This is a genomic window from Paraburkholderia tagetis (assembly GCF_022213065.1).
Classification (GTDB): Bacteria; Pseudomonadota; Gammaproteobacteria; order Burkholderiales; family Burkholderiaceae; genus Paraburkholderia; species Paraburkholderia tagetis.
In genome coordinates this window covers 63,629-77,938 of sequence record NZ_JAKLJA010000033.1, presented here as the reverse complement: position 1 = coordinate 77,938, position 14,310 = coordinate 63,629, and the positions used below count along the sequence as shown (strand labels likewise).

Annotated in this window: 18 protein-coding genes; 7 read left to right on the top strand and 11 right to left on the bottom strand. The window is 60.8% G+C overall.

Annotation, left to right across the window (positions count from 1 at the left end):
• Window positions 1-57: 57 nt before the first annotated feature.
• The 6 genes from L5014_RS28790 to L5014_RS28765 form a co-directional block, all read right to left on the bottom strand.
• Window positions 58-387 (bottom strand): hypothetical protein, encoded by a 330-nt coding sequence (locus tag L5014_RS28790; protein WP_238467195.1) that lies wholly within the window; start codon window positions 385-387, stop codon window positions 58-60.
• 194 nt (window positions 388-581) lie between these two features.
• A complete protein-coding gene (locus L5014_RS28785; RefSeq protein ID WP_238467194.1) occupies window positions 582-947 on the bottom strand; it encodes a hypothetical protein in 366 nt (121 codons plus the stop codon).
• Window positions 948-959: 12 nt separating this feature from the next.
• On the bottom strand, window positions 960-1,127 hold the full coding sequence (locus L5014_RS28780) for a hypothetical protein (RefSeq protein ID WP_238467193.1): 168 nt from the start codon (window positions 1,125-1,127) through the stop codon (window positions 960-962).
• On the bottom strand, window positions 1,128-2,324 hold the full coding sequence (locus L5014_RS28775) for a FlhC family transcriptional regulator (protein ID WP_238467204.1): 1,197 nt from the start codon (window positions 2,322-2,324) through the stop codon (window positions 1,128-1,130). It abuts the gene before it with no gap.
• 77 nt (window positions 2,325-2,401) lie between these two features.
• Window positions 2,402-3,703 (bottom strand): coiled-coil domain-containing protein, encoded by a 1,302-nt coding sequence (locus tag L5014_RS28770; protein WP_238467192.1) that lies wholly within the window; start codon window positions 3,701-3,703, stop codon window positions 2,402-2,404.
• Between the two features lie 161 nt (window positions 3,704-3,864).
• A complete protein-coding gene (locus L5014_RS28765) occupies window positions 3,865-4,596 on the bottom strand; it encodes a nuclease-related domain-containing protein (protein WP_238467191.1) in 732 nt (243 codons plus the stop codon).
• A 375-nt stretch (window positions 4,597-4,971) separates the two neighbouring features.
• Here L5014_RS28765 and L5014_RS28760 point away from each other — a divergent pair, with 375 nt between their 5' ends.
• The 6 genes from L5014_RS28760 to L5014_RS28735 all read left to right on the top strand — a co-directional run bounded on the left by L5014_RS28760 (window position 4,972) and on the right by L5014_RS28735 (window position 9,045).
• Window positions 4,972-5,373 carry a hypothetical protein gene (locus tag L5014_RS28760; protein WP_238467190.1) on the top strand — a complete coding sequence of 134 codons (402 nt, stop codon included), beginning with the start codon at window positions 4,972-4,974 and terminating at the stop codon, window positions 5,371-5,373.
• A 111-nt stretch (window positions 5,374-5,484) separates the two neighbouring features.
• Window positions 5,485-5,925: a hypothetical protein gene (locus L5014_RS28755; protein ID WP_238467189.1), complete on the top strand. Its 441-nt coding sequence runs from the start codon at window positions 5,485-5,487 to the stop codon at window positions 5,923-5,925.
• On the top strand, window positions 5,925-6,734 hold the full coding sequence (locus tag L5014_RS28750) for a hypothetical protein (protein ID WP_238467188.1): 810 nt from the start codon (window positions 5,925-5,927) through the stop codon (window positions 6,732-6,734). Before L5014_RS28755 ends, L5014_RS28750 begins: the two co-directional genes overlap by 1 nt.
• Before the next feature lie 10 nt (window positions 6,735-6,744).
• The gene (locus L5014_RS28745; protein WP_238467187.1) at window positions 6,745-7,341 is read left to right on the top strand and encodes a single-stranded DNA-binding protein; all 597 of its coding nucleotides are present in this window, start codon (window positions 6,745-6,747) and stop codon (window positions 7,339-7,341) included.
• A 252-nt stretch (window positions 7,342-7,593) separates the two neighbouring features.
• On the top strand, window positions 7,594-8,730 hold the full coding sequence (locus L5014_RS28740; protein ID WP_238467186.1) for a primase-helicase zinc-binding domain-containing protein: 1,137 nt from the start codon (window positions 7,594-7,596) through the stop codon (window positions 8,728-8,730).
• Between the two features lie 96 nt (window positions 8,731-8,826).
• The gene (locus L5014_RS28735) at window positions 8,827-9,045 is read left to right on the top strand and encodes a hypothetical protein (protein ID WP_238467185.1); all 219 of its coding nucleotides are present in this window, start codon (window positions 8,827-8,829) and stop codon (window positions 9,043-9,045) included.
• Window positions 9,046-9,116: 71 nt separating this feature from the next.
• Here the strand turns inward: L5014_RS28735 and L5014_RS28730 are convergent, their stop codons facing one another.
• The 4 genes from L5014_RS28730 to L5014_RS28715 all read right to left on the bottom strand — a co-directional run bounded on the left by L5014_RS28730 (window position 9,117) and on the right by L5014_RS28715 (window position 11,135).
• Complete coding sequence (locus tag L5014_RS28730) at window positions 9,117-9,365, bottom strand: hypothetical protein (RefSeq protein ID WP_238467184.1); 249 nt, start codon at window positions 9,363-9,365, stop codon at window positions 9,117-9,119.
• A complete protein-coding gene (locus L5014_RS28725; protein WP_238467183.1) occupies window positions 9,365-9,520 on the bottom strand; it encodes a hypothetical protein in 156 nt (51 codons plus the stop codon). The genes L5014_RS28730 and L5014_RS28725 overlap by 1 nt, the downstream gene beginning before the upstream one ends.
• Before the next feature lie 176 nt (window positions 9,521-9,696).
• Window positions 9,697-10,131, bottom strand: a complete 435-nt coding sequence (locus tag L5014_RS28720; protein ID WP_238467182.1) for a hypothetical protein — start codon at window positions 10,129-10,131, stop codon at window positions 9,697-9,699.
• A complete protein-coding gene (locus tag L5014_RS28715) occupies window positions 10,128-11,135 on the bottom strand; it encodes a PRTRC system protein D (protein ID WP_238467203.1) in 1,008 nt (335 codons plus the stop codon). Before L5014_RS28715 ends, L5014_RS28720 begins: the two co-directional genes overlap by 4 nt.
• 1,097 nt (window positions 11,136-12,232) lie before the next feature.
• Between L5014_RS28715 and L5014_RS28710 the strand changes: the two genes are divergently transcribed.
• Window positions 12,233-13,363, top strand: a complete 1,131-nt coding sequence (locus L5014_RS28710; protein ID WP_238467202.1) for an integrase domain-containing protein — start codon at window positions 12,233-12,235, stop codon at window positions 13,361-13,363.
• A 250-nt stretch (window positions 13,364-13,613) separates the two neighbouring features.
• Here L5014_RS28710 and L5014_RS28705 read toward each other — a convergent pair whose 3' ends face one another.
• Window positions 13,614-14,285, bottom strand: a complete 672-nt coding sequence (locus L5014_RS28705) for a Lar family restriction alleviation protein (RefSeq protein ID WP_238467181.1) — start codon at window positions 14,283-14,285, stop codon at window positions 13,614-13,616.
• Window positions 14,286-14,310: the final 25 nt, after the last annotated feature.

Here is a 14,310-nt window from a genome sequence, read left to right as displayed (position 1 = left end):
TACTGCTCGCTTACGCGTGGAATTCGCGCTCGGGTGTGCGTGGAATTCGCGCTCGGGTCATCGTGGAATCGGTGCTCGGGTCGCCGTGGAATTCGCGCTCGAGTACGCGTGGAATATGCAGAAACCGCATTGCTGCCGGTAGGCGTTCACCTGGTTAAACATCGCAAGTTGCGCGGTGTTAGCTGCGTATTGCGGCGTCGTTTGCGTGCCTGTGACTGTTTGGCTGCCCGAACTCGACGTACCACCGGACGACGAAGTGCCGCCGCTGTTGCTGCTGCTACCGCTGTTGCTGCCGCCGCCGCCGCCGCCGCCGCCGCCGCCGCAAGCGGCAAGAGTCAATGCGGCTGCGAAAGAGATCGCGGTGAGCGTGGTGATGTTCTTCTTCATTTTTCAAGGTCCTTGGTGGTTTAGCTGCGCCCCTCGCGCGAGCCTGATACCAGTTTGCCAGGCCGGGACGGAAGTCAAGTTCCCGTGGCGAAAGCGGGGCACACCGTAGCGCTAACGGTAAGAATTGGGAAGTTCTTTAAGGGAAAACTGAAGAAGCCCGCCTGTGAGGCGGGTTTCTATGCGAAATGAGTCGATCAGGCGCGCTTGCGGCGCTTTCGGTGGAAAACACGCAGCGCGATGAATGCAGCGACCAAAAGGCCCCCCGTCGACTTCGGCGCGATACCAGCGAGGTGGGGAACCGCCTGTCCGGCTATCCAGACCACCGTGAAGGCGATGAGTGCGTGCGCACACACCGGGCGGTTAAGCAGTGAAAGCATCCTGCTAGGGCGCTCCTCGATCCATTGAGCATATTCCTCGTTGATCTGTTCGAGGTCGCCAGGCGAACCGTCCGCTTTGCGCGCCTTGCGATAGAAGCTCTCATACTGGTCGAAGCGCAGGTCGCCGTATCCGCGAAGCCAGGCCGACGTGCTGTCGCGAACCATCCACGCGAGATCATCCATCGCAGACTCCAGTTAGTGCATCGAGCCGGCGGGCCACGGCACGCCGCCGACCGCGTCAACGATGCAGTGCCCGTCATCTTCGGCGTAGTACGCACCGGTTTCAGGGTTCTGCCAACCGAACTGCGCCTTGCCATCGGCGCTGAAGACCACAAGGCCGGCGGGTAGCTCGTGACCTTGCATTCACGCTCCTTTGGGAAGGCGCACGCGACCCACGAGGGTGTCGCTACATGACGGGCAGGTGAAGCTGTTGCGCATTTCGATCTTCGATTCGTTGTTGGACACGATGTAGTGCGTGGTGCACTCGCGACAAGGTGCGATCGAGAGTCGCGCATCTGCCGCCATCGCCCGCGTCAGGTTGTAGCCGCGATCGGTGGCGAGCAGTCCCGAGGGAAACAGTTGGTTGTAGAGGTCGGCGGCGGCGATCAGAGCCTGGGGCGTATTCGCGCCCATGTTCAACGCGGAACGGTAGAGCCAGATGAAGACCGTTGAGTGCAGGCGGTGCTGGGGCTTCTCAACGAACCACTGCAGCGAGTTGGGCAGATTGCCGCAGGGCGACGGTTTGCCATGAATTGCCATGTACATCTGGCGGGTCTTGCTTTGCGGCAGGCGAAAGAGCGTTGCAGCGGTGCTGGCACGGCATCCGTGCGCCATTAGTGCCGCCGCGTACATTTCGTGTGTTTCTCGGCCGAGGCGCAAGTCGGCCCAGTTCGCGGTGTGCGGAAGCTCGCCGGCGCGAAACGGTGTCGTGGACATGATGTGGTGAGCGACCTGGTCGTAAAGGAGGTCGTTCGCCGTGAACTCGAACCAGAACGCTGGCGTGGTGAAGCGCCACTGGAAAAGCGGAAGGTCGCGGATGCGCTCGAGCGCTGTGCGCAGTTTGTATCCCGGCAGATCGCCCAAGTATCGGGCGAGGTCCGGGGTCATGCCGAGCAACGGGGCACTCAGGATGCTCGTGTTTGCCACAGACCGGATGACGTCGACGAACTGGCGGTTGTGAAGCTGGATCGCCTGTGTGGTCAGCCCGCCACGCTCCGCAGGCATCTTGCGCAGCAGTTCGTCCACTGCGCGCGTCGTCGGAGTCGCATCGACGAAGCAGCGCCAGTCCTCAACGGTATGCAGGGACGGCGAGAGCATGAGAAAGGGCGCGGCGAGGAGGGTTCCCAGCGACTTGTGGTTGCGACGCAGGTGATCGATTTCCTTGACCTCGACGCGATAGATAGCGTTGAACACCGGGTTGGAGATCAGGACCTCCCTCATGTGATCGACCAGATCGTAGTTGATAGTCCGGATTTTCTCGGCGATCCATCGGGGAAGGTAAAGCCGCTCGATGGCCTTGTAGTCATCGACGGTCTTGACGTGATTCGGTTCTGTACTCATTTTTTCCACTTCTTATATTTTTCGGTGTCTCTCGCGCGGCCACTCGGTGTGGCCACACACGCGGAACTCTTTGCGGGTTATGCAGCCTTCAATGCGGCGGTGATCTCGATATGGAACTTACCGACGAGGTCGCCAAGTGCCTGAAAAAGCGGCCGGAAGCGCGCCGGGTTGCCGTCCGCAGTGCAAAGAAGCTGAGCGCTGTTGTAGCGTTGGGCGAAAGCACTAAACTCCTTCACGAGCGCGCTCATTTCTTCGTCCAGCCGTCGTGCAGCTTCGACCGCAGCCGTACCTTCCTCGAGTTCCGCTTCGAGCTGAGCGCGCCGCTTCGACTTTTCCTCGAGCTCCGCGTCGAGTTCGCGTTTTTTCTCTCGCAGTTCGTCATAGAGATCCTCCATGCGCTTGAGGTCTTGCTTCACCTGTGGGTCTTGCATGTCGGGTTTGCGCGCACGCAGATCGCCGTTCTCACGGCGCGCCACGTCGAGTTGCGCTTGCGTGGAGTGAAGCTCCTGGTGTAGCGCGCTGGCGCTCTGGCTGCTCAGAGTGAGCTCGTTGCGAAGGCGATCGGTGGCGTCCTGTGCCGTTTTCTGGTTAAGACGTAGCCGTTCGATCTCCTGTTTCAGGCGATTGGTTTCGCTGGTCGCGGAGTTGAATTGCTCCATCAGCCCGGCGTACTCGTCATTGACGGATGCCAGTTCTTCCTTGTCTGCCTCGATACGGTCGCGCTGTTGGCGAAGGAGCGCGATCAGGTCCCGGGCTGCGCGCGTGGACATTTCCGGGTCCTCCTTCCTCTTCTCGATGATCTGCTCGACGATGTCGTCACCAACATCGCTGGCGAGCAGGTACTGCATATCGGTGAGGCGCAAAAATTCCACGGCGTCAGCGTTCTCGTTGAATCGCGCGTAGGCCTTCAGGTGCAGAAGGATCTTGCCTTTCGAGATGCGGTGAAGGCTCTCGAGATACGCAATTGCATCTCTGGTTGCCCGTTCTCTGGTTTTGGGGGAATTGCCGAAGGTCGTGGCGTAGAACGTCTGGACGTAACGAATGACCTCGCCGAACTTGAATCCGAGATTCATGTGTTCGTGCATGACCCGACGCACCGAATCGTTGATCTCGGCACTGGCATGAATAACGTTCTGGATGGCCTCTTCGGGGAGCTTGTCGGTAAACGCTTCGCGAGCCGCGATGGCGATATCCGCAGTCGAGGGCAAATGGCTGTTGTAGATGTCGCCGCCGATCTCGCTTTCGTCGTCCGGGAGCGCTACACCGTCTTCGGGGATGGACGGATCGAACAGGGAACCACCGGATGACTTGTTGTTCTCGTCCTCAGGGATGCTCGGATCGAACGAGGAATCGACTGGTGGCTTTTTGTTGTTGCTCATGGGTCTTAATTTCCGTGCGTGTTTATGGAGCGCTGTTGGTTTGCGCCGCCATGGACTCGTTTTGCGCGCGCAGGTACAGGCCTAGCGTACGCGTCCATTCCGGCGGCGGTCCGGCGAAAGATGATGAAAAACATGCAGCTTTTGCTTAAGAGCGCGTCTATTCATACGGCAATTTTAAAAGTAACTTTAGGGTTAACCCGCACTCGCTGGTAGTGTTCCGCTAGGTTTTTCTCGTCAACCGATGCATTCAGCATAATTGCTTTCCAGGCAGTACTAACGGTGACCGGTTTCTCGCCAGAAAGCCTGAATTTGTGGCGTTTTAGTCGCAAGCAATGCGAAAGCTCGTTGATGTGAATGAGCGTCGGCGGCAGGTCGGGATGGAGATTGCAGTCTGGTGCAGCGAATACACCCAGCCCCTCGATGGTCCATACTTTGGGAAGCTTCGCGTTCAGAAACGCCACCTTCGTTCGGTTTTGTGCGAGAGGCGATTTGCGCGATTCGCGGTTGCCATCCGAAACCACGCGCACCAGTTCGCTGGAATCTGCCCCGGGTTCAATGAAGCCACTCCAGTTCTTTGTCTCGATCACGAAGAGGCCGAAAGGAGTGACGGCGAGATGGTCGATCTCAGCGGTCGGAAACGCAGTGCCGGGCGCGTGATTGAGAAGCACGGCACCGTCATGTAGGTAAAAATCGGACCCGCACAGGGCTGTGAGTACCCGTCGCAGTTCAGCATGTGTGCGTGCCTCACCCGCTTCGCCGCGCGCATGAGCTCGCGTGAGACCAGTTTCATCTGTCTTGGAACGGCGTACACGCGGCGCGCCGGTGCGTTGTGCCCGCCCGATGAACTTCCAGCCGAGATAGCCGATGGCGAGGAAAGCGAAGATGCCGGACATATGGACTCCGTGAGATGTCATTGAGTCCAGTCTGCCAGGTAAGAAACGAAGTCAAGTTTCGCCGACGCGCGGGATTAGCCGCTCGGCTAAGTCCGAAAAGCTGCACAAAAACTGCACCATTCCGGGTTTAAGCGTTTAGGCGCCTAAACGGTCGAATAGCCAAAACGTAAGCCCACCAGAAATCGCGATCATTCGGTCGCGCGCAGCTGCGGCCGGTCCGTTAGCCTGAACGTATCCCCCGCGTCCAGCACGCATCGAACTGCAGCACGGTCCTCGTGCGGCCCACTCCTTTTGCATACCGTCTCGCGAGTCCGTTCGCGGTGGTCCGGCTACGGGCCACGGCGAACGCGCTACGCGTCGGTTTCCCTGCTCGACATGAGCATCGAAATCCCAGGCCATGCCTGGCTATCCCCTGGTGCGTCAATTTTTCTGGAGAGAAAAATGCTGGATGTTTTGATCAAGGATGTGCTCAAGTCCCCGGGCAAAGTGCTCGCCTTGTGTCTCATCGTGTATCTGGCGGCGACTTCGTTTTTCGTCAGCCTCTTCCTCGCTGGTCTCGGCGTACGTTGGCTCCACAAGAAGGCGAAAGCCCTCGAGGCGGCCGAACGTGAAGCTGCACGCGAAGCCGCTGACAAGGCGCGCGAGCAGCCGCAGCCGGAAGTACAGAAGGGCGCTTCCGTAGTGGCGCCTGCTGCCGCTTCTGTTCAGACGGCTCCGACGCGGCAGTACGCCAAGTCGGCCGTCGTTATCCCCCTGAAGAAGACCGGGACCGACTAAGGCCCCTGTCAGACCCTTCCGCCGCGGCCTCGCCGCGGCGACCCCTTGCCCACGCCGGGAATCCATTCCCGGCTACGGGTATGAGATTGCCCGGCTTCACCGGAGCAATCCATGAAAGCAGAAGTCGCTGCCTGGCAGCTTGATATCTTCGGCGAGGCCTCTCCGGTACTCGTCGTTCCACCTAAACCTGACCCTCTTCCGCATCCAAAACTCTGGAGCGCGTCCGTGCGTGACGCGATGATCGATGCACTGATCTCGCTCGCGCGCGACAGTCGCCGCGGCGATCGCATGCCCGAATCACTGATGGACTGCGCGACCCTTCTGAGCGAGCGCCTGCGCAATGTTCGCTTCGATGTCGACGACTACGAGGCGACGCTCGGCTGGATCATGGGCGATTGGGACGGCGCGTTGTCGTACGAGCACGTTTGCCGCGTGAACGGGATAGATCCCGACACGCTGCAGCAGGTGATTCTCGACACCCCACTTCTTGCTCACGATTTGAAACAGGTGCGCGGCAAGTACTTCCGCAAACCGATGGAGGAGGCGCACTGATGGCCGCAACCTACCTCTTCCGCGCATTCGCAGACCTCTTTCCCGGTCGGTCTACCGTGACGCAGGCGTCGCATGTGGCGTCTGCACCGGTCGCCCCGAGTGAGCCCCAACCGAGCGTGCAGGCGCGTGAGATTGGGCAGGGCGCTCCCAACGAGACGTTCGTCACGATCGGTGGCGTCTTGCATCTCTTCGTTGACGAGGGCGACTGCGTTGCGCAGTTCCGGCCTGCGTTCGAGGAGACGCCATGCGACACGCGGTTCGGCACGAAGATCCTTCCCGAGCTCGCGCCGCACTGGTCGCTCTTTCGCGAACACTGCGCTCCGCTCAAGGAAGCGATCGCGACAGCGATCCGTGGGTACGGCGGACCAGCCACTTCCCTGCCAGTGCAGCACGACGAAGTCATTCCGGCGGCACAGGAATTTCAGAACCAGGACGAGACGCAGCATGTTCCGGTTCGTCGCCGCGCCGCGAGAGAGCACGTGCAACGTGGTGACGATAGCCGTGCTGCGACGACTGGCAAGGTGCTCGGCTGGGGCGAGGAGAAGTTTCCGAGCCGCAAACCGACGGGCAAGCCGTTCTACACGTCGTTCGCAATGCACATTGAAACGGCGATGGGCGAGCGCACGCTCCAGGGCGAAGGCCTGAAGGACGCGATTGCGCAAAGTGGCTGCCGCGTTGGCGATTCCGTTTCGGTTCGGCGGCTCGAAAAAATCAAGGTACCGGCGTTCACCGATGGTGGCCGCCCGATCATGAAAAACGGCCAGCAGGTCCTCTGGGACAAGTGGCTCTGGTCGATTACACGTAAATAGGAGTGACAAAATGGCATCAGTAAACAAGGTGATCCTCGTCGGCAATCTCGGCGCGGAGCCGGAAGTGCGTTATCTGCCCAGCGGCGACGCTGTGGCCAACATCCGACTCGCAACCACCGACCGCTACAAGGACAAGGCGTCGGGCGAGTTCAAGGAAATGACTGAGTGGCACCGCGTCTCGTTCTTTGGGCGCCTGGCCGAGATCGTTGCGGAATACCTGAAGAAGGGCTCGTCGGTGTACATCGAAGGGCGCATCCGCACGCGTAAGTGGCAGGCTCAGGACGGCACCGACCGTTACTCGACGGAGATCGTTGCCGACCAGATGCAGATGCTCGGCGGCCGCAACGGTGGCGAGCGTCGCGAGCCTGGTGGTGACGACGGCGGCTTTGAATCGCACGAAGCGGCACGGCCGCCACGCAATGCGGGCAACGCTGGCGCCGGTTCGCCGCGTGCAGCCTCCAGCGTAGGCACGCGCGCGCGACCTCCGCAGTCCTCCGCGGGAGGCGGTGCGGGAACGCGTGCGCCGGCCGGCGGAGGCTTCGACGAGATGGACGATGATATTCCGTTCTGCAAACCCTATGCACGAGCGGCGTGGGCTGCCATCTGATCCCGTAAGGGCTCACCATACGGAACTGCGACTCCCGCAAATCCTCACCTGATGTTTCGTGGCGCACCTTCGGGTGCGCTGCGTAACACATCCCTTCTGCTGTCTCCGCGCATCGCGCGCTCGTCTTCTCGAAAACCTGAAACGTGTTCAAAAGAGTCGCTCGTCCTCGCGCGGGCCGCTCCTTTGAGCAAGCGTTTTCGCGCCTGTCTCAGGCACTGACCCAACCCACTTCCAACAATGGAGAGTGACTATATGAGTACGTCTGGACGCGGGCTGCCACCCGAGAAGTACGAGTGGCTGCAACGCAAGCTGAAGGAATTCGCGCTCTCCCCGGAAGCGTGGATTTCGACCTTGATGAGTTACGGCATTTCCGCCGACTGCCTGACTGGCAAGGCAAGCGCCTGTCCGGTATGCGGAGGAGATGACCGTTTCACCTATGACAACAAGAGCGGCCGCGGCGACTGGGTGTGCCGAAAGTGCAACGAGGGCTACCCGATGGCAGGCGATGGCCTTCAGCTGATCGCTCGTGCGAACCGCATGGGGTTGTATCGACTGATGTGCCAGCTCGACGGCGGGTCACCGCCATCGTCGCGTGCACCGCTCAACACAGCGGCGCCAGCACCCAAGCGCAAGGCCGATCCTGCATTTGTCGCGAGGCGGCTGGATGGCATTTGGGATAGCGCGCGGGGGCAGGCTGTGGGCGATCTTTCAATGCGATATCTGCAGGAACGCGTGCCTGGCCTGTCGGCAGGACCGTCGCCGGCGCTGCGTCTTGGCATGCTCGAGTATCGGCATGAAAAGAAGCTGCTCGGAAAGTGGCCGGCAATCGTGGCGCGTTTCGAGCTACCCGATGGGCGTCTCGGCACCTTGCATCGCACCTTCCTCGATCCGGTCAAACCTGCGAAGGCCACGATCGTGTCGCCGGATGGCGAGATCCTCGATGCAAAGCTCAACGACATGACGCTCAACCCGCTCGCGGGCGGCGCAGTGCGTTTGATGTCTCCCGTCGACGGAGAGATCGGTGTGGGCGAGGGGCTGGAGACGGTCTACGGCGCACACATGGAGTCTGGCGTGCCGGTGTGGAATTGCCTGAACCGCGTCCTGCTCTCGAAGTTCGTTGTCCCGGAAGGTCTCGGCATCAAGGTCGTGCACATCTTCATGGACTTCGATGACATCGATCCCAGGACGCGCCAGTCGCCGGGCGTGAGCGCTGGCCTCGTGCTCGCAAAGCGGTTGCGTGCTGAAGGCTACACGGTCGTGCCGCATCGACCGAAGCTTCGCGGCACTGACTTCGCGGATCAGTGGAAATCGCGCTGGATCGCAGCGCATGCATCAGTACCGCTCGCAATGCAGGCCTGTCACGCACCGCGTGTTGCACTGGCCATCTGATTGACACCGGCTCGTCCGGTTTTTTCTTGAACCTGCCCGGTGGGGATTCGTCCCCGCCGGGGATGGACCGTCGGGCTCTTTTCTATCGAGGCAGAAATGAGCTTTTTTCAAATGAAGGTCGGCAACAAGTTCACGATCGTAGCGACCAACGGCGCAGCAAACGGTCACCAGCCGGTGCTGAAGTCAGCCGCAACTGGGTACGACGTGTTCGATCGCAGCAGCTGCAAGACGGTCTGCCGCGATCAGCCGTTCGATGAGGCATTTGACTTCTGCACGAGACGTCTCACGCTCGTGCAGACGAACCCTGTGCAATGAATACAACGCTAGAAACAAAGGCGGCCCACACGTGGGCCGCCTTTTTTTTTCGTCCATACGAACCGTCGCACCTAAAGGAACATGCGCCGGCATCGGAAAAGCAGCGAGATGGCCGTGCGCGCGGCGAAGAAGAAACCAACAGCCCAGCCGAAGCCGATGCTGCCACCGGTGAAGAGAAACTTGCCCACGTCCTGCAAACCTTCGGCATAGAGCCACACTCCGAACATGGCCAGCGCGTAGCAGGCGAGGGCGACGGCAGCGCGACGCGCGAGCCAATGCCACAGCATGAAAGTCGACCACGCGTTTTCGATCCGGTTCATTACTCGTCTCCAACGTTGTGAGCGCCGTCAAACAGCACACCGCCAAACATCCAACCGGCGACGGCGACCGCGATCAGAGCGCAGATATAGACCCAGGTGAGGGGCTCGTCCAGGCGTTGGCCGTGGAGGATGGCGAAGAGGCGTTCGTATTCCATGTCAACTGCTCCTTTGGATTTACGCGCGGGTGCAGGAAGTTGCACCGGCATCTGAATTCATCATGACACGCCCATTCCGAAGTCAAGTCGCGGTGCGCCGATCCCTCCGTCCGCTGTCCCCGCGGCCCTGTTCGCCAGCAGGCCGAAGGGACAGGGCGCGGCAAATCTCCCCTCGCTTATTCAAACTGGGCGAAGTTGTCGCCGAGCGCGTCGTTGAACGCCGAGCCCGAATCGTCGAAGTCGGCCGACCGCACAGTCTGGAACGCTTCCAACGATTCCGCCGCCTCGCTTCCCGTTGTAGCGGGCGCAGTCGGGCTGCGGGACGCGATCGCGGCGGACGTTGCCGCCGTGGGGTGCGATTGAGTGGCTTCCCGCTGAACTGGGCGCTCCTGCCTGCTGGTCACCGGCATGTAGGACGCCTCTCGATGGTCTGGGGCGCCACGCTCTACGGGTTGAGCATTGCCCATCGTCTCGTCCCATAGCCGGGCTTCTGCGAGCGCGCGGAAAACGATTGCGCGCTCGCGAGGCGAGCTACATGCGCGAAGGCGCTGGTAGAGCTTCGGCGAGACAAGTGGATTGACCGTCACGGTCATCTCGATCTTGTCGCTCATGCTACGCGGCGCTCGCTTGCAAGGCGTTCGCCAACAAGCAGGAAACCTCTCGCGTTGGCCGTGCACGGGGAATCGATCACCTCGATCACAATGCGAGGGAACGCATGCCGGATCACGGACGCATACAGTCCCGCGCCACCGCCGGAGAGGATGATCGATCGCACGTTCCGCAAGTGACCGACGCTGTTCTGCATTTCCTTCACGACGTCGGTAACGATCGGACTGGCCTTCTCGAGATAAGGCGAGAGATCGACGTCCTTTCCGTAGAGAAGGAAAGGCTTGTGTTCGCGCAGCGCCTTGTCGATAAGCTCAATCTCAGTCACGTTATCGTCTTCGTCCACGGAGATCAGACGCGCAATGCGCTGATAGATCTGTGATGCGCCGCCAGGCATACCGCCGCTGCGCGTGTCGTCCATTGCGAAACCGTTCGCATAGACCCAGTCGGTCGTGAAATAGCCAACATCGATGACGAGATGCGCGTCATCGCGATTGAAGCTGTCGCCACGCGTACTTGCCGCAAAGACGAGTGAGCCTAGCGGCTGGGGGATCACGACGACCCGCTCGACGACCACTCGACCGGCGCCGAAATCGTGTGCACCAATAAAGCGCTCCTTCAGCGCGGCCGAATACTTCTTCATGTTGTGCACGGGCAGGCCAAGTACCAGACGGTCGATCTGCGTGACGCCAGCAAAATGGATAGCGCCGAAAAGTAGCGCGGCATAGTTGTCGGTCATCACGTAGTCGTCGGCGAGAGCACGGCCTGTCTTGCCATAGGCAGCACTCAGCGAAACGTCGGGGCCAACTTCATAGTTAATCCCGTTAATCTTGATAGTGACCACCTTTCGCGATGCGAGAACGCCTTCACCAAATCCAGAGAGCGAGTGGGTTGCAGCGAGCGGAGCGAGTGACGGAAACATGCCCGTCGCGACCGTGCCGCTCGCTGCGCGGTGTGCGTATTTGGTGTTGCCGTAGCCAACGTCGATAGCGAAGACTGCAGTTTTCATGTGTCTATGTTTCCTGGTTAGAACGAATCGGGTGAACGGCAAAGTTAGACATGAAGTCCGACTTCATCCGGGATCTCAAAAGGCTGTGGAGTCCAGTTTGAAATGGCATGTTGCTGAGTTCAGTCTATCGAGCGCAGTGGGAAGTCAAGTTTCCAAAAGCGCGCGGGAACAGGTCATCTTTTGATCGCGCGCGATTGCATGGAGCGCCTATCCTTGTCAGTACCTGTCGCGCCACTGGCGCATCGACCTGAAGTGCAAGGCACTTCGTGCGTCCTGTCTCCGGCCATCTCGGCCAACATCCCCCGCCCGTGAGGGCATCCCTTCTCAAGACTGTCCGCGTGCCATCGTGACGCGGCTTTTTTTTCAATCAGATCAAGTCCACCCTGGCCCACTCTGAGGACCACTGGACAGTGCGATATCCATACGATCGGCGGGTGTCCGCCGGAATGCGGCGCAATGAGAAAAAGTGGGAGCGGACAGTTGGACAGTTCGCGCGCCCCTTTCTCGTGCGCCATACACACGTTCCTTCAGCCCACAGCGCTGGGTGCGTTCACGAAGCCCGACACACTGCGGCGGAGATGAACGTGCTTCGGAACGGGGGAGAGCCTGCGCGCTGGCCACGCCAGTGTTTCGCGCCTCCCTGTACGGAAGATAGAACGGTCCGCGCAGCCGTAACCAAAAGTGCGCAACAGGAATTGCCCGGCAGTTGGCTCGGGCACCCGCACGCCGGAAGGCGCTGTGTGGTGTCCAGGCGCGGCAACGCGTCTTCGGCCGGTCGGGTAGCCACAGCAGGCGGCAATGCATCACAGGCAGTATTCGCGGGAACGGATTTGCGCGGAGCGCGATCCGGCCCGTGCCGCAGCAAGGTGGACAGTCGGAACGCATCTCTTCCGTGCGTCGGGCTGATCGGATGGAATCGCTAAAGGCAAGGAAGGCAACAAACCCCGCGCCGGGGTATCGGCGAAGCCGCACGGCGGCGAGAAGCAACGGCCCAGTGGGTGCGGCCGCAAGGATGTCAGGCAGGGGCATCGGGCAGCACCGACTGGCGAAAACGGTCTGCGCGGGTTCGCGCGGAGCGCAACGGCAACGGAGGAATGATGGCGGCGATACTGAATGTGCGCGCCGTGGTGCGTGGGTACCGGCTAACGCCCAGGGTTGCACAGGCGCTGATAGACCTGTTCGACGAGCGCGTGGCGACGGTTCATAGCCCGACGCGCGTCAGCGGGAAGGCACTCTCGATCAAGACGCAGGAGCATCGGGTACGCGCGATGTGCGGCGCGTTGGTCGAGTTGCGTGAAGGTGGGTTCGCTCTGACAACACCATGGAGGTTGCAGCGCAAGCATGTCGAATGGCTGGTTCGACGCTGGGTCGATGCGAAGCAGAGCGGGGGGACAATCGAGAACAAGCTGACGTATCTGCGCACGCTGGCCGACTGGATGAAGAAAGACCACCTGGTTGGCACGCTCGCGGACTACGTGGATCGAAAGGCAAAGGGGCTGGTCCGTTCGTACGTGGCCGAAGTTGACAAGTCATGGTCAGGCAACGGAATCAACGCCACGGAAAAGATCGCCGAGATTGCGACGACGTGTCCGCGCGTGGCCGTGCAACTGAGGCTGCAGGCGGCGTTTGGATTGAGGGTCCAGGAAAGTTTCCTTCTCAGGCCTGCCGAGGCGGTGAGGGATGCGGAGTTTCTTGGCGTCACGCGCGGCACGAAGGGCGGCCGTGACCGCGAAGTCCCGATTGAGGAAAAGATCGCGGTGCTCGAGGAGGCGGCGCGGTTGGCGAATCCGATGACAGGCTCAACGATTCCGGCGGATCGTACGCTGAAGCAATGGGGCGATAGATACAAGACGTTGCTACGAAAGCACGGGGTCAACAAGAAGGGGCTGGGCGTGACGAGCCATGGACTGCGGCATCAATACCTGCAGGAACTCTATGAGAAGGTGAGCGGCGCTCCGGCACCGGTCAAGCTTGCGGGGACGCGTCCCGATCCCGCGTTGCACGAAGAGGCGATGCGGCGGGTTGTCGAGGCTGCGGGCCACAGCCGAGTGACCAAGGCAAATGCCTACCTCTCGACGTTCGCACGGCAGGAGAGACTGGCAAAGCAGTCGCCGAGCGTCGAGGAGGCGGCGAAGGCGCTCGAGGCCGCTGGAGGAAACAAGACACACGCTGCGAAGGCGCTAGGGATTTCGCGGCAAGCGCTTTATCGGTTGCTTGGCACTGCGTAACCGCTATTTGTCTGGAGAAATATTGGGCGACGCACCGATGCGCGAAAACGCGTGGATATGATGGCAGTGCCTCGATGCGATCCGGGGGCGCGTCGAATGAGCACTCAAGAACCAACGATACGGGGCAACAGGGGGCATGGCGGCGAGGCACAATGAAGTCGTGTCTCTCAGGTTCTGGTCCCCTTGAAGCAAACACCCAGAACCCCTTGAACCGGCCTACGCGGCCGGTATTTTTTGTTCGTCGCAAACGCTACCAGCGATCGCGATCGGGCATCGAATCGACGGCTGTCGCGATGCGATCCTCGAAGAGCATCTCGTCGTGCTCGGCGGGTGAATAGATCTTCGGAAACTGCACGTAGCGTTCCCCCTCCATCTCTACCCATTTGGCCAGCTGGATGAGTTTTCGCCAGCGTGCCGCGTCGTTGAGCACCGGGTCGATCGGCCACGAGTCAAACGTGACAACAGTGGCGTCCACGAGGCGGCGGGCGATCATCGAAAACATTGGCCCCATCTCTTCCCAGTTGCCATCGGTGCGCGAAAGCAGGTCGAGGACAGCGGGGATATCGGCGGCGCCGATCTCGCGCTCCACGAGGCGCTGTACGTCGGTCTTCTCGGCTTCTGGACGCGCCAGCCGTCTGTTCCAGACCGCGCCGCACCGGTCCATCGCAGCCTTCTCATCGCGGCCAGTTGCTTCCCACGGCGTTTGCATTCCGCAGTCCGCGCAATAGATACAGACGAGAGGTTCGGTCTTCGGGACCTCTCGCGGACGCGGCAGCCGGTCGCCAATGCGTGGGGGGCCGGACATGCGGCCCCACTCGGTGTAGTCGTACTGCGGGTTCGGGAGCTTGCAGACCAGACGTTGGGAGCGACCGACAGTTGGGCGGCCGCCGCAGTGGTCGCAGGGAATCAGCTGCTCGTACATGGCGAGAGAGTGGTGGAATGATAAG